The organism is Sandarakinorhabdus sp. DWP1-3-1 (assembly GCF_049896705.1).
Lineage (GTDB): Bacteria > Pseudomonadota > Alphaproteobacteria > Sphingomonadales > Sphingomonadaceae > Sandarakinorhabdus.
This window is the reverse complement of record NZ_JAFCUV010000001.1, coordinates 1,864,140-1,880,791: the sequence shown is the minus strand read 5'-3', so window position 1 is coordinate 1,880,791 and position 16,652 is coordinate 1,864,140. Positions and strand designations below refer to the sequence as shown.

Genomic DNA, 16,652 nt, shown 5'->3' with positions numbered 1-16,652 from the left:
GCATCGCCGGTGCCCCGCCGCCGCTTGACTTTTTGCGGCGCAGCAACGATATCGGCCTCGGCTTCAGCGCGGTAATGCCGCTGCCCACGCCGGGTGCGTGATCGAGCAGACTGCTCCTGACCCGGACGTTCAGAGGCCAGCCCCAAGGGCCACCCTCATCACGCGGGTTGTCAAAACCCGCTTGTCCGGCCGGCCCCAAAGCCCGCCGGCAGCCACGCGAATCCATCGCGTGACCCAATTCGCAAAGAAAACCCATGACGTATTTTGCTGATTTCGGCCTCGCCGAACCCATTGCCCGTGCGCTCGCCGACAAGGGCTATACCGAACCCACGCCGATCCAGACCCAGGCCATCCCGCCGGTGCTGGAAGGGCGCGACATCTGCGGCATCGCCCAGACCGGCACCGGCAAGACGGCGGCGTTCGCGCTGCCGATGCTGCACCGCCTGGCCGCCAATCCCAAGCATCGCCTGAAGTACGCCACCCGCGCGCTGGTGCTGGCGCCGACGCGCGAGCTGGTCTCTCAGATCGCCCAGTCGTTCACCGATTATGGCAAGTACATGAAGCTTTCGGTGACGACGGTGTTCGGCGGCGTGCCGATCCCGCGGCAGGAACGCGCCATGTCGCACGGTGTCGATGTCGTCGTCGCGACGCCGGGCCGCCTCCTCGACCTGATCGAGCGCGGCTCGCTCGACCTTAAGCAGGTCGAGATCCTCGTGCTCGACGAGGCCGATCAGATGCTCGACCTGGGCTTCATCCACGACTTGCGCCGTATCGTCGGCCTGCTGCCGCGCCAGCGCCAGACCTTGTTCTTCTCGGCGACCATGCCGAAAGCCATCGAGGAACTGGCGTCGCGCTACCTGACCAACCCGGTCAAGGTTGCCGTAAAGCCGGCCGCCACGACCGCCGAGCGCGTCGACCAGGCCGTCATCCACGTCAACCAATCCGAAAAGCCGGCGCTGCTGCAGCTGATCCTGCGCGACAAGGCCATCGACCGGGCGCTGGTGTTCAGCCGGACCAAGCATGGTGCCGACCGCATCGTGCGCCAGCTCGGCAATGCCGGCATCGTTGCCGAGGCGATCCATGGCAACAAGAGCCAGCCGCAGCGCGAACGCGCTCTGGCGTCGTTCAAGAACGGCACCTGCAAGGTGCTGGTGGCGACCGACATCGCGGCGCGCGGCATCGACGTGACGGGTGTCAGCCACGTCATCAACTATGAGCTGCCGAACGTGCCGGAAAGCTATGTCCACCGTATCGGGCGGACGGCGCGCGCCGGCGCCGATGGCCAGGCGGTTGCTTTCTGCGCCGAGGACGAACGCCCGTTCCTGCGCGACATCGAAAAGCTGATCCGCCAGAAGATCACCGTGCTGGCGCTGCCGGCCGATTTCCGCGCGGCTGTCGTTGCGGCGCAGAAGGTGGAGCGCGCTGCTCCGCCGGCGCCGCGCGAGGAGCCGGGCCGCGAGGATCGTCGTGACTTTGCCCGCCGACCGGCGGGTGGGGGCCGTCCCGGCCGCGATCCGCGCGCGCAGGTACGTGCCGATGGCCGCTCGGGCCGCCCGCCGGCGCGGGCCGGTAGCGGCGGCGGCTATCGCGGCGGCCGCTGAGGCGTAAAGAAAGACCCCGGGTTGCCAGATGGCGACCCGGGGTTTTCCATGTCCTGATTGTAAGTCATCTCGGCATTCGCCGGGAAGACTCGGGGGAGCTTACGCCGTCCCGCGACCCGATTCGTCGATCAGGTCGGTGACGCTGACGTTCTTTTCCTGCGGTGCGCTGCCGGTCATCTGGCCCGGCTCGACATTGCTGTCGGCTTCGGGCCCGGCAAAGGCGCCGGCGGCGTCATCGGCGAGCAGCCCGACGTCGGACTGGCGCGCATCGAAGCCACTTTCGCCCTCGCCGCCGCTTTGGTCTTCGTCGATGGCGTCGCCGCCCTCTTCCTCTTCCATCGTCACCGCGACATCGGCATTTGCCGACAGGCGGACCTGGTCACCCTCGACGCTGGCGACAAGTCCCATCGGGATGAAATGGTGATGGTCCTGGTGGCCGCCGCCGAAACCGGCGCCGCCGCTGTCCTTCTTGGTCAGCTGGATACGGTCGCCCCGGACATGGTCGACGGTGCCGACATGGACGCCATCGGCGCCGATGACTTCCATGTGCTCGCGGATATTGTCGTGCATGATCGTTCTCCCGGGTTTGCTGTCCGACGGGCAAACGCGGGAGAACGGGACACGGCTGCCTATGCGGCAACGGCCTTCAGGATCTTGCCCGGGGTCCGCGGCGGCTCGCCCTTGGGCAGCGCGTCGACATGTTCCATGCCCGAGGTGACTTCGCCCCAGACGGTGTACTGGCGATCGAGGAAGCTGGCGTCGGCAAAGCAGATGAAGAACTGGCTGTTGGCGCTGTTGGGGTTCTGCGAGCGCGCCATCGAGCACACGCCGCGGACGTGCTTTTCGCCCGAGAATTCGGCCTTCAGGTCGGGCTGCTTGGAGCCGCCCATGCCGGTGCCGGTGGGGTCGCCGCCCTGGGCCATGAAGCCGGGGATGACGCGGTGGAAGACGACGCCGTCATAGAAACCCGAATTGGCCAGGCCGGCGATGCGCTCGACATGGCCGGGGGCGAGGTCGGGGCGCAGCTTGATGACGACATCGCCACCGGAATCGAGCGTCAGGGTCAGGGTGCTGGGGGTATCGGCCATCATTTCTCTCCAAAAGGTCCGGCGCTTTACCCCTTCAACGGGAAAGCCTCAAGCCGCGCGCGTAATTCGGCGGGCAGCGGCGCCGGGCCGTCGGGGCCGCGATGGACGAGGACCGAGTCGCACAGCGCGATGCAGGCACCGTTCTGGAACATCGCCTTCAGGCTGCGCATGCTGCTGGTGCCGATATGGCCGATGGCATAGCCCAGCGTGAGCGGCGCCGGGTACGAGCCCTCGTCGAGATAGTCGATCGCCACATGCGCGACGAGATAGCGCGGCCGCACCGACATGCGGCCGTCGGTGACGAGGCCCTGGTTGAAGCGGATGCGGGCTTCCTCGAAAAAGCGCGTGATGGCGACGTTGTTGAGGTGGCGGTTGACGTCCATGTCGGCAAAGCGGGTCTGCATTTCCGCCACCCAGGGGTAGTTGGCGAGATCGAGTCGGCGCGGGTCGTGCCTCATCGCATGCGGTACCGGATCGGCAGCGTCTTGCGGCCCGAAACGAAGTTGGCGATCGAGTTCTTCGGCTCGCCGGCGAGCTCCACAGCCTCGATGCGCGGCAGCAGTTCGGCGAGCAGCAAGCGGATCTCGAGGCGGGCGAGATGCAGCCCGAGGCACATGTGGACGCCGTTGCCGAACGCCGTCTGCGGGTTGGGGCTGCGGTCGACCTTGAACTTGAAGGGGTCGGCGAACACGCGTTCGTCGCGATTGCCCGACCAGTAGAACAGGCAGAGCCCGTCGCCGGCCTTGATCTGCTTGCCGCCCAGCTCGGTATCCTCGGTCGCCGTGCGCATGAAATGCTTCACCGGGGTGACCCAGCGGATCATTTCCTCCACGGCCGACGGCAGCAGCGACGGGTCGGCCTGCAGCTTCGCCAGCTGCTCGGGGTTGCGGATCAGCTGTTCAAAGCCGCCGGCGGCGGTGGAACTGGTGGTGTCGTGGCCGGCGGTGGCGGTGATGACGTAATAGCTCATCGCCTCGCGGTCGCCGATCGGGGCGCCGTCGACCATGCCATTGGCGATGATGGTGCTGAGGTCGTCGCGCGGATGGGCGCGGCGATCGGCGGTGATGGCACCGAAATAGGCGAAATACTCCTGCGCCAGCTTGAACAGGTCGACCTGCGGATTGCCGCTGCTGCCCGACAGTGCGCCGATACCCTGGGTGATCAGCTTTGAACGCGCCACGACATCGGGGTCTTGGGCGCCGAACATCTCCTGCGTCATCCGCAGCATCATCGGTTCGTCGGATTCGGGCACGCCGAGGATGCGCATGATGACGCGCAGCGGGTAGAACAGCGCGACCTCGTTGACGAAATCGCAGGCACCGCCGAGCGCCGCCATGCGGTCGACATGGTCCTTGGCCACCGCGCTGATCATCGGTTCGAGCTTCCTGAGGTTGGCAGGCAGGAACCAGTCATGGGTGAGCCGGCGCAATTTCATGTGCAGCGGATCGTCGAGGTCGACGAGGCTGCGGAACAGATGGGTGTCGCCGACGGTGTCGAGGGTCCATTTCTCGGCCTCGGCGGGGGCGAGATAGGTGCGATGGGAGTTGATGAACTTGCTGTTGGCCTTGCTGACCGTGGTGATGTCGGCGTGCCGGGTGACGGCCCAGAACGGGCGGTAGCCCGTGGGTTCGCACCAGTGCACCGGGTCTTCGTCGCGCAGCCGCGTGTAGACGGCGTGGACGCTTTCGTCGGCGGTGGCTTCCGGATTGACCAGGATATTGTCGTCGCTGGCGCGGTCGAAGCCCGGGAAGGGCATGACGGGGTCGGCAAAGGCGGTGGCCATGGTGGTTCCTTACTGGCTGCGGCCACGGGCCTGGACGGCGGCGCGGGCCTGCTCGACGGCGCTGGCGGACACGGCGGCGTTGGCGGCCTTGCCGCGTTCGGCCTCCAGCGCCATGCCGTCGGCGAAGGTGGCGCCATAGCCGTCGCCGATGAGCCGCTTGTAGGCAGCCGAGAACGCCGGATCGATGGTCGCCATGTCGGCGGCGAGGCGCTGGGCGTGGGGCAACAGCTCGTGCGGCGGCACCACGCGGTTGACGAGGCCCCAGCGCTCGGCAGTGGCGGCATCAAGGAAATTGCCGGTCAGCGACAGTTCGCGGGCGCGATACGGCCCGATCAGGCGCGACAGTTTCTGTGACAGCCCCCAGCCCGGCATGATGCCGACCCGCGCATGGGTGTCGGCGAAGCGGGCGCGTTCACTGGCGATCAGCACGTCGCAGGCCAGCGCGACCTCGAAACCGCCGGTGATGGCGACGCCGTTGATGGCGCCGATGCAGGGTTTGGTCAGCTGTTCGATGGCCAGCACCGGGTTTTCGTCCGCAGTTTCGGCGTTGGCGGCGCCCAGGCCGTCCTGGCCGAGCTCCTTCAGGTCGAGCCCGGCCGTGAAGGCACGGTCGCCGGCGCCGGTCAGGATGACGACGCGGACGCTGGCATCGGCCTCCAGCGCGCGCATGGCGGCGGCGAGATCGCGGCGGACGGCGCGCGACAGGGCGTTCATTGCATCGGGACGGTTGAGCGTGACGGTGGCCACCGGCCCGTCGGTTGTCACCAGCACCACGTCTTCGGCCATGTCTGCACTCCCTTTGACCGGCACCCTAGCGCAACGGCCGGGGATTTGTCCTGTCGTTGCGGCTAGGGCGTCAGGGTTGCCGGCGCAGAATCAGGTAGAATGCGCCCCCGCCGCCGTGCCGCGGATGGGCGGCGCGCAGCGAGGCGATGCGGCTGCGCATGGCGCCGGCGTCGAGCCAATGGGCGAGTTCGCCGCGGATTCGGCTGGGGCGATCGGCGCGGCCCTTGCCGGTGATGACCAGCAGCACCCGGTCGCCATTGGCATGGGCATCGTCGAGCGCATGGGCAAGCACGTCATGGGCGGCGGCCAGGGTGTGGCCGTGAAGGTCGATGATGCGGTCGGGACGCACGTCGCCCTGGCGCAGCTTGCGGTCCCAACCCCCGTCGAGGGTGGCGCCGGCGACGGATTTCGCCGGCTTTGCACCGGGATTGATCAGGCGCGGCGGGGCGGGAATTGTCGATTTCGGTGCGATCCGGGGTGGTTTCGGTTGCGGCGGCGGGGGTGCGGCGGGGGTGGCGCGCTTGCCGGCGATGGGGCGGACGGTGGCGGCGACGCGGGACCAGAGCGCCTGTTCATGCGCGCTGAGCCGCCGGGACATCAGCGGGCAAGCCGCTCGGCGGCTTGAACGGGGACAAGGACGAGGATGCGTGCCGCCGCGGCCTGCGCGCCGGCATCGGCGCGGGCCTCGGCGCCGGCGCCCATGAACAGGTCGATGCGATTGGCGCCCTTGATGGCGCCGCCCGTGTCCTGCGCGACCATCAGCGCCGACAGTGGCCGGTTGCCTGGCAGGGTGGTTTCCACGAGCAGCGGCGCGCCCAGCGGCACGAACAGCGGGTCGGCGGCGACCGAGACGCGCGGGGTGACGGCGATGCCCATCGCGCCGACCGGGCCATCGCCCTTTATCTCACGGAAGAACACGACGCTGGGGTTGGCGGCGAGCAGCGCCGGCGCCTCGGCGGGGTGGGCGCGCAGCCAGGCGAGGATGGAATTCATGCTGGCGCCGCCTTTCGGCAGGTCGCCGCGATCGACCAGCACCTTGCCGATGGCAACATAACCGCGGCCGTTCTGGCTGTCGTAACCGATGCGCATGATGCCGCCATCGGGCAGCCGCAGCCGGCCGGAGCCCTGGATCTCGAGGAAAAACGCCTCGTACGGGTCGGCGGCCCAGGCGAGTTCCAGGCCCTTGCCGGCGAGCACGCCGGCCTGGACGGCGGCGCGGTCGAAATAGGGGACGAGCGCCTTGCCGTCGATGCGGCCGCGCAGCTTGCGGCCCTTCAGGTCGGCGGCAAAATCGCCAAGATCGGCCTCGATGAGGTCGGGCGGGCGGCGGTAGAAGGGCACTGGAAAGCCCGGGGTGGCGGTACGCGCGCCGGCGATCTCGGGCTCGAAATAGCCGGTGCTGAAGCCCTTGCCGGCGTCGATGGCGACGGCGCGGAAGTTGCCGGCGAAGAACATGGCGGGATCGGCGGGCGCCGCGGCGGCGGCGGTGCAGGCGGCGGCCCAGTCGCCGGGGCGGGTCAGGCCGCTGCGGTCTTCACGCTTCTGCAGCGAGGCGCAGCTCTTGCGGAAGGCGGCGAGCGCCGCGGCGGCATTGGCGGGCGGCGTGAACGCGACGACCGCGAGCGGCAGGTCGGCAGCGCGCGCCGGGGCGGTGACGGCCGGTATCGCCCCGGCCGGTGTCGTGGCGGGGCGCGGCGGCGCATTGGTGGGGCGCGGCGGTGCAACGGCAGGCGTGCGGGCAAGCTGCGGTGCGCAGGCGGCGAGCAGCATCGGCAACAGGAAATAGGCGCTGGCGCGCGCCCGCATCGGCAGCACCTCGCCGGTCTTCAGCGGGTCTTGTCGCCGTCGCCGGGAGTTTCGTCGTCGGTGGCGATCAGCAGCCACTGCGGGTCACGGCTGCCGACATGGCGGCTGAACGTCCAGACGTCGTTGCTGTTGATCGGGTCGCCGCCGGCGATCGCCACCCGCGCATCGAAGCGGATCGTGACCTCTGCCATCTGGCCTATCATTTCGGCCTGGGTGATGGCGGCGCTCTCGATGGAAACGATACGGTTCGGCAGTGCCGCACCTTCGCGCTCCTCGATGGCGGTGGCGAAGTTCTCCTGGATTTCATCGGACACCAGGCCGTTCATCGTGCGCGTATCGCCCGACCAGAAGGATTCGAGGATCATGCGATAGGCGGCCTTGGCGCCGCCGACGAAACGTTCCGGATCGAAGCCGGCATCGGCATCGGCAACCGCCTGCAGCGCCGGCGCCAGGCCGGTATCGGTGCCCGCTGGAACGGCAATGGCGCCGCGCGACGGCAAATCGATGCCGCGGCTGACAGGTGCCGTCACCTCGGGGGCGCCGGGGCGGAAGCTGTCACCGACCGGCCGTTCATGCCCGGTGCGCTTGCCGAGTACACTGACCAGCCGCAGGCCGATGAAGGCGGCCAGCATCGCCAGCAACACGATCTCGATCCACGAACTCCCGTCAGCCATCGGATTTTCCTATTCCAGTCGCGTCCTGCATAGCAGGGAAAATATGGTGCGGTCCATCGCCACGACAACCGCTGCGACATTTGCCGCGATTACGTTCTCGCTGATCGTTTAACGGACAGGGCAGGACAAGGCTGCACAGGATCGGCACGGCAGGCCAACAATCCTACGGCGCATGTCGCCGTGCTGGTGTGGACGGCGGGACTCGAACCCGCACTCCCAGGGGGAAGCAGATTTTAAGTCTGCTGCGTCTACCGGTTTCGCCACGTCCACAGCGCGGGCGGCGAGGAAGCGGCAGGCGCCGCGGCCTCAGCCGACGTTCAGTCGCTCGCGCAGTTCCTTGCCCGGCTTGAAATAAGGCACGCGCTTGGCATCGACCTTAACCGCGGTGCCGGTGCGTGGATTGCGGCCGGTCCGGGCCTCGCGGGCGCGGGTCGAAAAGGCGCCGAAGCCGCGCAGTTCGACACGACGGCCCGACGACAAGGCGTTGGTGATTTCATCGAAGATGGTGGACACGATGCCTTCGACATCGCGCATGGTCAGATGCGGATTATTCTCCGCGACGATGGCAACCAATTCTGACCTGATCATAGCTTCATCCCGCTCCCGGCCGATTCCCCGGCACGTGCACGATAGCCGGCTGTGGGCCGCCCCCCGACGGACGCAAACTGTAATCGGACCCTAACGTTGGTCAACCCATCAGGTAATGAAATCGCAAGTTTTTTTGCAAAAATAGCTGCCCCCGCCGGGATCGGCGGGGGCAGGAGGCCGGTATCTTACGACTTGTCGGCGTCTTCCTTGGCCTTGTTGAAGGCGGCACCGAGGATATTGCCCAGCGTCGCGCCCGAGTCGGACGTGCCGTACTGGGCCACGGCGGCCTTTTCTTCGCTGATCTGCATCGCCTTGATGGAGAGCATGGGCTTGCGGCCCTTTTCGAAGCCGATGATCATCGCGTCGACCTTCTGGCCGGGCTGGAAACGCTCGGCCTTCTGCTCGTCGCGGTCGCGGCTGAGGTCGCCACGCTTGATGAACACCGTCGGGCCGTCGTCGCCGACCTGGACGTCGATGCCGCCATCCCGAGCTGCAACCACCGTGCCGGTGATGATATCGTTCTTCTTGAGGTTGTCGGCCGCGGCCGGACCCTCGGTGCTGGCGATGACGCGCGGACCCTGGCTTTCGTCGAGCTGCTTGATGCCGAGGCTGATGCGCTCCTTCTCGACATCGACTTCGAGCACGACGGCGGTGACGCGCTCACCCTTGTGGTGACGCGACAGCGCCTGCTCGCCGGTGAGGCCCCAGGCGATGTCGGACATGTGGACCATGCCGTCGACTTCGCCGTCCAGCCCGATAAACAGGCCGAATTCGGTGGCGTTCTTGACTTCGCCCTCGACCTTGGAACCGACGGGGTGATCTTCGGCGAAGACCTCCCACGGGTTGCGCTGGGCCTGCTTGAGGCCGAGCGAGATGCGACGCTTTTCCTCGTCGACCTCGAGAACGATGACTTCGACTTCCTGGCTGGTCGAAACGATCTTGCCGGGGTGGACGTTCTTCTTGACCCACGACATTTCCGAAACGTGCACCAGGCCTTCGATGCCGGCTTCCAGCTCGACGAATGCACCATATTCGGTGATGTTGGTGACGCGGCCCTTGTGCTTCGAATCGACCGTGTACTTGGCGGCGGCGGTCGTCCAGGGATCGGCCTCCAGCTGCTTCATGCCGAGGCTGATGCGCTGCGTCTCGCGGTTGATGCGGACGATCTGCACGCGCAGCACATCGCCGATGTTGAGCACTTCGGACGGGTGGTTGACGCGCTTGTAGCTCATGTCGGTGACATGCAGCAGGCCGTCGATGCCGCCCAGGTCGACGAAGGCGCCGTAATCGGTGATGTTCTTGACGGTGCCGTCGACGATCTGGCCTTCGGCGAGGCTCAGGATCAGGCCCGAGCGCTGCTCGGCGCGCGATTCCTCGAGGATCGAACGGCGCGACACGACGATGTTGCCGCGCTTGCGGTCCATCTTCAGGATCTGGAATGGCTGCGGCAGGTTCATCAGCGGGGTGACATCGCGCACCGGGCGGATATCGACCTGCGAACCGGGCAGGAAGGCGACGGCGCCGTTCAGGTCGACGGTGAAGCCGCCCTTGACGCGGCCGAAGATGACGCCTTCGACGCGCTCGCCGGCGGCGTACTGGGTTTCCAGCGCATCCCACGACGCTTCGCGGCGGGCGCGGTCACGGCTGAGCATCGCTTCGCCATTGGCGTTCTCGACGCGGTCGACATAGACCTCGACTTCGTCACCGACGGTCAGCCCATGCTTGCCGTCGAGGCCGGCGAATTCGCGCAAGGGGATGCGCCCTTCGGACTTGAGGCCGACATCGATGACGGCGAGGTCGTTTTCGATACCGGTGACGATACCCTTGACGACCCGACCTTCGAAACTCTGGTTCTTGCCGAGGCTGGATTCGAGCATTGCTGCGAAATCATCGCGCGTCGGCTGTGCGGCAGTTGCCATATATACTTCAACACCTTGTAGTCAGGATCGGCACGGGAGGCCCCCGTGAAACCCTCCAGCCGGCACCATTGCCTGCTGTTCTGCGTCGTCGCGCCGGCACCATGCCGACACTCCAAACCCCAGCGATAAATCGAAAGTGGCGGGAGATTACCCCCGAAAGCTTTCAGACCTGTTGCTGGCCGTCCAACGAATGGGCCTGCGCAATGGCTTGTTCGACAAGCGCAATGGCCCGCTGGACGGCGGCGTCTATACCCAATTCGCTGGTATCGAGCAAGGCGGCGTCGTCGGCCTGGCGCAGGGGGGCGGTGCTGCGCCCCGAATCGCGGGCGTCACGCGCCTCGATGTCGGCGAGCACGGCGGCGAGGTCGCGGCTGTCGCCCTTGGCGGCGAGCTCGCGGTGGCGGCGCTGGGCGCGGACCAGCGGCGTCGCGGTGACGAACAGCTTGGCGGTGGCGTGCGGCGCGATGACGGTACCGATATCGCGGCCGTCGAGGACGGCGCCGCCGGGCTGGCCGGCAAAGACGCGCTGGCGTTCGAGCAGCGCCGCGCGCACCGGCGGGTGGGCGGAAACGATGGAGGCGCCCTGGGCGTTGTCGCTGCTCATCAGGTCGGGATCGTCGAGCAATTCGGGATCGAGGTGCAGCGCGGCATGGGTGGCGGCGGCGACGTCGCCGGGGTCGCCGCCCGACAGGCGCACGGCAAGGCCGGTGGCGCGGTAAAGCTTGCCGGTGTCGAGGTGCGGCAGGCCATAGCGGCTGGCGAGCGCCCGGGCGATGGTGCCCTTGCCGCTGGCGGCGGGGCCGTCGACGGCGATGATGATGGGGTGCGGGGTTGTCACGGCTGCGGCCTTAGGCGGGTGGCAGCGTTTCGCCAAGCACCGCGCGCGGGCACGACCCGCAACCGTCGACCCCGCGCAGCCTGGGCCCATGGACCACCGGCTGTCGGCGCGGGCGGTGCATTCGTGGGCTGGCCGGTGTTTCATGTGTCCCGGCCTGCGCCGGGATGACGGTGAGGTGGGGTGACTTGCAGCCGGGATGGTTGTGACTTAGCGTCGACTGATGGCGGTGGGGGCACCTTCAAATGATGCGTTTGCTATCGTCGTCGGGACCCGGCCCGAGGCGCTGAAGCTGGCGCCTGTCGTCTTGGACCTGGCGCGGCGCGGACGGCGGCCGCTGCTGGTGGCGACGGGGCAGCATCGCGAACTGCTCGACGGTGCGCTGGCGGCCTTCGGCCTCGCCCCCGATCGCGATTTCGGCATCATGCGCAGCGGCCAGGCGCCGGCCGATGTCATCGGCGCGCTGGTGCCGGTGCTGGCCCGCTGTTTCGACGAAGTGCAGCCGGCGGCGGTGATCGTCCAGGGTGACACCGCCAGCGCCTTTGCCGGGGCGCAGGCGGCCGCCTATGCGCGGCTGCCGCTGGCGCATGTCGAGGCCGGGCTGCGGTCGGGCGACAGCGAGCCGTTTCCGGAAGAGATGCATCGCCGCCTGATCGGGCAGCTCGCCGACCTGCATTTCGCGCCGACCGCCGCCGCCCGTGCGGCGCTGCTGGCGGAAGGGGTGACGCCGGGCAGCGTCCATGTCACCGGCAATACCGGCATCGATGCGCTGCGGCTGATGCAGGCGCGGCTGCGGGGCGATCCGGCGCTGGCCGCGGCGCTGGCGCTGCGCTTCGGCGCCGTCGACCGGCGCCGGCCGCTGGTGCTGGTGACCGTGCATCGGCGCGAGAATCACGGCGGCCGGCTGGCCGGCGTGCTGGCGGCGGTGGCGGCGCTGGCGGCGGAGGCGGAGATCGTCATGCCGCTGCACCCGAGCCCGGCGGTGCGCGCGCCGGCGCTGGCGGCGCTGGGCGGGGTGGCGGGCGTGCACCTGCTGCCGCCGCTCGATTATGCGGCGTTCGTCTGGCTGATGGGCCAGGCGACGCTGGCGCTGACCGATTCGGGTGGCGTGCAGGAGGAGGCGCCGGCGATCGGCCTGCCGGTGCTGGTGCTGCGCGATGTCACCGAACGGCAGGAGGGGGTGGCGAGCGGCAATGCGCGGCTGGTCGGCACGGATGGCGCGGCAATCGTGGCGGCGGCGCGGGCGTTGCTCGCCGATGCCGGCGCGCTGCGGCGGATGGGCGAGGCGGCGCTGCCCTATGGCGTGGGGGATGCGTCGCGGCGGATCGGGGATGTGCTGGCGGCGCGGTTCGGGGGATCGGTGGCGGCGGAGTGATGTCCTCCCCCCTGAGGGGGAGGATTAGTGGGCGCCGAGTGAGTTCATCATGGCGACGAAGGTAGGGAAGCTCGTTGCGATCGGGCGGGCGTCGTCGACGGTAACCGGCGCGCGCGCGTTGAGGCCGAGCACCGCGAAGCTCATGGCGATGCGATGATCCAGCCGGGCGGCGATGGTGGCGCCGCCGGGCACGGGCTCGCCCCCGCTGCCGGTGACGACCAGGCCGTCGGGCAGTTCCTCGACGATGACGCCGCAGGCGCGCAGCCCTTCGGCCATGACGGCGATGCGATCCGATTCCTTGACGCGGAGTTCTTCCAGCCCGCGCATGACTGTGCGGCCCTGCGCAAAGGCGGCGGCGACGAACAGGATCGGATATTCGTCGATCATCGATGGCGCGATCTCGGGCGGCACGGCGATGCCGGTCAGCGGGCCGTGGCGAACGGTGAGGTCGGCGACAGGTTCACCGCCGACGCTGCGTTCGTCCGAAAGCGTGATGTCGGCGCCCATCGCCTGCAGCACGCCGATCAGCCCGGCGCGGGTCGGATTCATGCCGACGTTCGTGATGGTGACGGCGGAGCCGGGAACGATCAGCGCCGCAACGAGCGGGAAGGCGGCCGACGACGGGTCGCCGGGCACGGTAATGGCCTGGGGGCGAAGCTCGGGTTCGCCGACGAGGGTGATGACGCGGCCCTCCGGCGACGCTTCGATGCGCAGCTTGGCGCCGAAGCCGGCGAGCATGCGCTCGCTGTGGTCGCGGGTCGCGATCGGCTCGACGACGCTGGTCTCGCCAGGCGTGTTGAGCCCCGCCAGCAGCACCGCCGACTTCACCTGTGCCGAGGCGACCGGCAGCGTGTAGCGCAGCGGCACGGCGGGGCAGAGGCCGGTCATGGTCAGGGGCAATCGGCCTCCGGGCGACGCGGCAAAGCTGGCGCCCATCAGCGACAAGGGTTCGATGACCCGCCCCATCGGCCGGCCCGACAGCGAGGCATCGCCGATGAAGGTCGCGGTAACCGGGTGGCTGGCGACGAGGCCCATCAGCAGCCGGGTGGAGGTGCCGCTGTTGCCCATGTCGAGCGCCGTGCGCGGCTGCAGCAGCCCGCCGACGCCGACGCCATGGACGTGCCAGCGGCCGTCGCGGCGTTCGATATCGGCGCCCATTGCCCGCATCGCGGCGGCGGTGGCGAGCACGTCCTCGCCCTCCAGCAGCCCGGTGATGACGGTTTCGCCGACCGCCAGCGCACCCAGCATCAGCGACCGGTGGCTGATCGATTTGTCGCCCGGTACGGTCACCGTTCCGGCCAGCGGGCCGGCGGTGGCGAGGGTCAGGGGCTGCGGGAGGCCGGCGGCGTTCATGGGGGCGCGCTTTGACAGGGGCGGCGGCGTGTGGCAATCGCCCGCCTTTCCGGGGCGTCTTTTCGCACCCCCGGTTTCGGAGACTCCCAATGGTCAAGGCTGAATGGGGCGCCAAGCGCGCCTGCCCGAAGTGCAATACACGTTTCTATGACCTGACGAAGGACGAGCCGGTCACCTGCATCGCCTGCGGCTATGCCTGGGCGCCGGAACCGATCCTGAAGTCCAAGCAGACAACGCCGTTCGAACAGGCCAAGCCCGCCGCCGCGGCCGAGGGCGCCGACGCCGTCAATGCGGTCGACGAGGATCTGGACCTGGATGCCGACGACGATGCCGCCGAGGCACCCGATGTCGACCTGGGCGACGACGACGACCTCGGTGCCGTCGTCACCAACGGCGAAGACGAGGAAAGCTGAATTTCGAGCTTGCGCCGGACGGGGCTATGTCCTAACCGGCGCTTCCTCCCGGTTCGCCGGGATGACGGTCGTGGGGCGTTAGCTCAGCTGGGAGAGCGCTACGATGGCATTGTAGAGGTCAACGGTTCGATCCCGTTACGCTCCACCAACCGTCATATGAAAGCGGCGCCCCGGGCAACCAGGGCGCCGTTCTCGTGTTGGGTGGTGGGGGCATATTAGAGGTCAACGGTTCGATCCCGTTACGCTCCACCAACCGTCATATGAAAGCGGCGCCCCGGGCGACCAGGGCGCCGTTCTCGTGTCGGGTGGTGGGGGCATATTAGAGGCCAACGGTTCGATCCCGTCACGCTCCACCAACCGTCACAGATTAAATCGGCGCCCCGGGCAATCGGGGCGCCTCTTTCGTGTTCTGTTTCCCTCTCCCGCACGCGGGAGAGGCGACTCGCGCCCAGCGCGGCGGGTGAGGGTGTTCCCGGCGCCGAAGACGAGAAACACCCTCACCGGGGCCGGCTTCGCCGCCTCTCGCCTCTCCCGCACGCGGGAGAGGGCAGTCGTCAATCCACCACCGGGAGCCAAACGGCGCTGGCCTTGCCGGGGCTGTGCTCGATGGTCTGGGTCGCCGCCTTGTAGTCGCCGGCTTTCGCATTGAAGATGTTGGGCACGAACGTCTGCGGGTTGCGGTCGTAGAGCGGGAACAGCGTCGACTGGACCTGCACCATGATGCGGTGGCCCGGCAGGAAGACGTGGTTCACGTTGGGCAGGCCGAACTTGTAGTTCTCGAGCCTCCCGGGCTTCAGCGCCGCCGGGGTCGATCGCCCATGGACGTAGCGCCCGCGGTAGATCTCGATGCCGATCGGCAGCTGGAAGCCGGCGAGTTTCGGGTTCGCCGAGCCTTCGGCCGGATAGACGTCGATCAGCTTGACCACCCAGTCGCTGTCGCTGCCGCTGGTGGCGGCGAACAGGTCGACCTGGGGGGCGCCGGCGATATGGACGGCCTTGTCGAGCGGCGCCGTCGTGTATTGGATCACATCGGGGCGGCCCGAGACGAAGCGCTGGTCCGACACCAGCCACGGGCCCCAGACATCGCGATCGCGCAGGTGGACGGGGCGCGGCACGAACGGCACCGGTTTGGCCGGGTCGCTGACATAGGTATCGCGCCCGGCGGTGGCCGGCTTGTCGAAGGACAGCTTGCCGCCGGCCTGGAGGTAGATCGGCTTCGGCGTGCCGCCGGGCCAGGACGCGGCGCGTTCCCAGGTGTTGGTGCCGGTCGCATAGGTCAGCACCGGCGGGGTGGCGGCCTTGGGTGCGTCGTCCTTCAGATGCTGGTCGAGGAACGGCTTCATCACCGTCTTGCGGAATTCCAGCGCGGTGTCGCCGCCGAACGGCAGCGCGCCGAGCGACGTGCCGTTGTAGTTGACGCCGCTGTGCCGCCACGGGCCGATGACGAGGAACAGCTTGTCGTTGGCGGTGTCCTTGCCCTCCAGGGCGCTGTAGACGGCGGGGGCGCCATAGCTGTCCTCCTGGTCCCACTGGCCGACAACGAGCATCGTGGGGACGCTCAGCGGGCGCTTGGCGAGCTGTTTGTCGACGGCCTGTTCCTGCCAGAACTGGTCATAGGCCGGATGCTCCATCAGCTTGCGCGCGAAGGGGAAGGCATCCATGCCATAGGCCCGGGCGAAATCACCGGCGGAGCCTGCGTCCAGATAGGCGTCGTAATCGTCGTCGGTGCCATAGGGCACGGGGCCGCCGCCCTTTTTCGCGGTCTGGCCGGCGGTATAGTCGAAGTTCGACTGCCGCCAGGCCCCGTTGTGGAACCAGTCGTCGCCGATCCAGCCGTCGACCATCGGGCTTTGCGGCACCGCCGCCTTCAGCGCCGGGTGCGGATCGACCAGCGCCATCAGCGAGGTGAAGCCGGGATAGGAGGAGCCGGTGATGCCGACCCGGCCGTTCGATTCGGGGACGTTCTTCACCAGCCAGTCGATGGTGTCGTACGCATCGGTGCTGTGATCGGTCGCGGTCGGGTTGATCGGGCCGCGCAGGGGCTTGGTCATCACATAATCGCCTTCGGAGGCGTGGATGCCGCGAACGTCCTGGTAGACGCGGATATAGCCGTCGTTGACATATTCGGTGTCGGAGATCGGCAGGATCTCCGTGATAGACTGGCTGCGGTTGCGCGATGTCGCCTTGGCCGCGTCATAGGGGGTGCGGGTCAGCAGCATCGGGCCACGGGTCGTGCCCTTTTTCATGACGATGACGGTGAACAGCTTCACCCCGTCGCGCATCGGGATCATCGCCTCGCGCCGGATGAAATCGGCCTGGGGGCGGACCCAGTCGTACCGGGCGATGCCGTCGGGCATGTCGACCGGCGTTTGCGCCGCAGCGCCGGCTGCCAGCATCGTGCCGGCCAGGATCATGCTCAACAATTTCATCG

At 68.2% G+C, this 16,652-nt stretch carries 15 protein-coding genes, 2 tRNA genes and 1 pseudogene; 4 read left to right on the top strand and 14 right to left on the bottom strand.

The features are described from left to right. The first annotated feature begins 254 nt into the window (after positions 1–254). Entirely contained in the window at positions 255–1,601 is a 1,347-nt protein-coding gene (locus ACP7AI_RS09070; protein ID WP_426166431.1) for a DEAD/DEAH box helicase, read from the top strand. Between the two features lie 324 nt (positions 1,602–1,925). On the opposite strand, the pseudogene ACP7AI_RS09065 reads toward ACP7AI_RS09070, so the two are convergent. The 12 genes and pseudogenes from ACP7AI_RS09065 to cmk form a co-directional block, all read right to left on the bottom strand. After that, positions 1,926–2,171 (bottom strand): annotated as a pseudogene (locus tag ACP7AI_RS09065) (DUF2171 domain-containing protein); the annotation flags it as partial. A gap of 59 nt (positions 2,172–2,230) precedes the next feature. After that, positions 2,231–2,689 (bottom strand): peptidylprolyl isomerase, encoded by a 459-nt coding sequence (locus ACP7AI_RS09060; RefSeq protein ID WP_426166429.1) that lies wholly within the window; start codon positions 2,687–2,689, stop codon positions 2,231–2,233. A 26-nt stretch (positions 2,690–2,715) separates the two neighbouring features. Beyond that, positions 2,716–3,147 carry an acyl-CoA thioesterase gene (locus ACP7AI_RS09055; RefSeq protein WP_426166426.1) on the bottom strand — a complete coding sequence of 144 codons (432 nt, stop codon included), beginning with the start codon at positions 3,145–3,147 and terminating at the stop codon, positions 2,716–2,718. After that, positions 3,144–4,472: a cytochrome P450 gene (locus ACP7AI_RS09050; RefSeq protein ID WP_426166423.1), complete on the bottom strand. Its 1,329-nt coding sequence runs from the start codon at positions 4,470–4,472 to the stop codon at positions 3,144–3,146. Before ACP7AI_RS09050 ends, ACP7AI_RS09055 begins: the two co-directional genes overlap by 4 nt. A gap of 9 nt (positions 4,473–4,481) precedes the next feature. Further along, the gene (locus ACP7AI_RS09045; protein ID WP_426166420.1) at positions 4,482–5,258 is read right to left on the bottom strand and encodes an enoyl-CoA hydratase; all 777 of its coding nucleotides are present in this window, start codon (positions 5,256–5,258) and stop codon (positions 4,482–4,484) included. A gap of 70 nt (positions 5,259–5,328) precedes the next feature. Next, positions 5,329–5,856, bottom strand: a complete 528-nt coding sequence (locus tag ACP7AI_RS09040) for a Smr/MutS family protein (protein WP_426166417.1) — start codon at positions 5,854–5,856, stop codon at positions 5,329–5,331. Then, positions 5,856–7,064 (bottom strand): murein transglycosylase A, encoded by a 1,209-nt coding sequence (gene mltA, locus ACP7AI_RS09035; protein ID WP_426166414.1) that lies wholly within the window; start codon positions 7,062–7,064, stop codon positions 5,856–5,858. The genes ACP7AI_RS09040 and mltA overlap by 1 nt, the downstream gene beginning before the upstream one ends. A 20-nt stretch (positions 7,065–7,084) precedes the next feature. Then, positions 7,085–7,738, bottom strand: coding sequence for a Tim44/TimA family putative adaptor protein (locus ACP7AI_RS09030; protein WP_426166411.1), 654 nt, complete (start codon positions 7,736–7,738; stop codon positions 7,085–7,087). Positions 7,739–7,922: 184 nt separating this feature from the next. Continuing rightward, a tRNA-Leu gene (locus ACP7AI_RS09025) sits at positions 7,923–8,008 on the bottom strand. A 36-nt stretch (positions 8,009–8,044) separates the two neighbouring features. Beyond that, complete coding sequence (locus ACP7AI_RS09020; RefSeq protein WP_426166408.1) at positions 8,045–8,326, bottom strand: integration host factor subunit beta; 282 nt, start codon at positions 8,324–8,326, stop codon at positions 8,045–8,047. Positions 8,327–8,511: 185 nt separating this feature from the next. After that, complete coding sequence (gene rpsA / locus ACP7AI_RS09015; RefSeq protein ID WP_426166405.1) at positions 8,512–10,245, bottom strand: 30S ribosomal protein S1; 1,734 nt, start codon at positions 10,243–10,245, stop codon at positions 8,512–8,514. Between the two features lie 163 nt (positions 10,246–10,408). Beyond that, positions 10,409–11,065 (bottom strand): (d)CMP kinase, encoded by a 657-nt coding sequence (cmk, locus tag ACP7AI_RS09010; protein ID WP_426166603.1) that lies wholly within the window; start codon positions 11,063–11,065, stop codon positions 10,409–10,411. A 244-nt stretch (positions 11,066–11,309) separates the two neighbouring features. On the opposite strand from cmk, the gene wecB reads away from it, so the two are divergent. Beyond that, entirely contained in the window at positions 11,310–12,455 is a 1,146-nt protein-coding gene (wecB, locus tag ACP7AI_RS09005) for a non-hydrolyzing UDP-N-acetylglucosamine 2-epimerase (protein ID WP_426166402.1), read from the top strand. A 24-nt stretch (positions 12,456–12,479) separates the two neighbouring features. On the opposite strand, the gene aroA is transcribed toward wecB, so the two are convergent. Beyond that, positions 12,480–13,808 (bottom strand): 3-phosphoshikimate 1-carboxyvinyltransferase, encoded by a 1,329-nt coding sequence (aroA, locus tag ACP7AI_RS09000; RefSeq protein WP_426166399.1) that lies wholly within the window; start codon positions 13,806–13,808, stop codon positions 12,480–12,482. A gap of 89 nt (positions 13,809–13,897) precedes the next feature. On the opposite strand from aroA, the gene ACP7AI_RS08995 reads away from it, so the two are divergent. Then, a complete protein-coding gene (locus ACP7AI_RS08995; RefSeq protein WP_426166396.1) occupies positions 13,898–14,221 on the top strand; it encodes a TIGR02300 family protein in 324 nt (107 codons plus the stop codon). Positions 14,222–14,293: 72 nt separating this feature from the next. Further along, a tRNA-Ala gene (locus tag ACP7AI_RS08990) sits at positions 14,294–14,369 on the top strand. A gap of 406 nt (positions 14,370–14,775) precedes the next feature. Here ACP7AI_RS08990 and ACP7AI_RS08985 read toward each other — a convergent pair. Then, on the bottom strand, positions 14,776–16,650 hold the full coding sequence (locus ACP7AI_RS08985) for a CocE/NonD family hydrolase (RefSeq protein WP_426166393.1): 1,875 nt from the start codon (positions 16,648–16,650) through the stop codon (positions 14,776–14,778). Between the last annotated feature and the right edge of the window lie 2 nt (positions 16,651–16,652).

Coding starts and splice junctions, on each gene's coding strand:
- ACP7AI_RS09070 (WP_426166431.1), top strand. CDS start 255: ATGACGTATTTTGCTGATTTCGGCCTCGCCGAACCCATTGCCCGTGCG.
- ACP7AI_RS09060 (WP_426166429.1), bottom strand. CDS start 2,689: ATGGCCGATACCCCCAGCACCCTGACCCTGACGCTCGATTCCGGTGGC.
- ACP7AI_RS09055 (WP_426166426.1), bottom strand. CDS start 3,147: ATGAGGCACGACCCGCGCCGACTCGATCTCGCCAACTACCCCTGGGTG.
- ACP7AI_RS09050 (WP_426166423.1), bottom strand. CDS start 4,472: ATGGCCACCGCCTTTGCCGACCCCGTCATGCCCTTCCCGGGCTTCGAC.
- ACP7AI_RS09045 (WP_426166420.1), bottom strand. CDS start 5,258: ATGGCCGAAGACGTGGTGCTGGTGACAACCGACGGGCCGGTGGCCACC.
- ACP7AI_RS09040 (WP_426166417.1), bottom strand. CDS start 5,856: ATGTCCCGGCGGCTCAGCGCGCATGAACAGGCGCTCTGGTCCCGCGTC.
- mltA (WP_426166414.1), bottom strand. CDS start 7,064: ATGCGGGCGCGCGCCAGCGCCTATTTCCTGTTGCCGATGCTGCTCGCC.
- ACP7AI_RS09030 (WP_426166411.1), bottom strand. CDS start 7,738: ATGGCTGACGGGAGTTCGTGGATCGAGATCGTGTTGCTGGCGATGCTG.
- ACP7AI_RS09020 (WP_426166408.1), bottom strand. CDS start 8,326: ATGATCAGGTCAGAATTGGTTGCCATCGTCGCGGAGAATAATCCGCAT.
- rpsA (WP_426166405.1), bottom strand. CDS start 10,245: ATGGCAACTGCCGCACAGCCGACGCGCGATGATTTCGCAGCAATGCTC.
- aroA (WP_426166399.1), bottom strand. CDS start 13,808: ATGAACGCCGCCGGCCTCCCGCAGCCCCTGACCCTCGCCACCGCCGGC.
- ACP7AI_RS08995 (WP_426166396.1), top strand. CDS start 13,898: ATGGTCAAGGCTGAATGGGGCGCCAAGCGCGCCTGCCCGAAGTGCAAT.
- ACP7AI_RS08985 (WP_426166393.1), bottom strand. CDS start 16,650: ATGAAATTGTTGAGCATGATCCTGGCCGGCACGATGCTGGCAGCCGGC.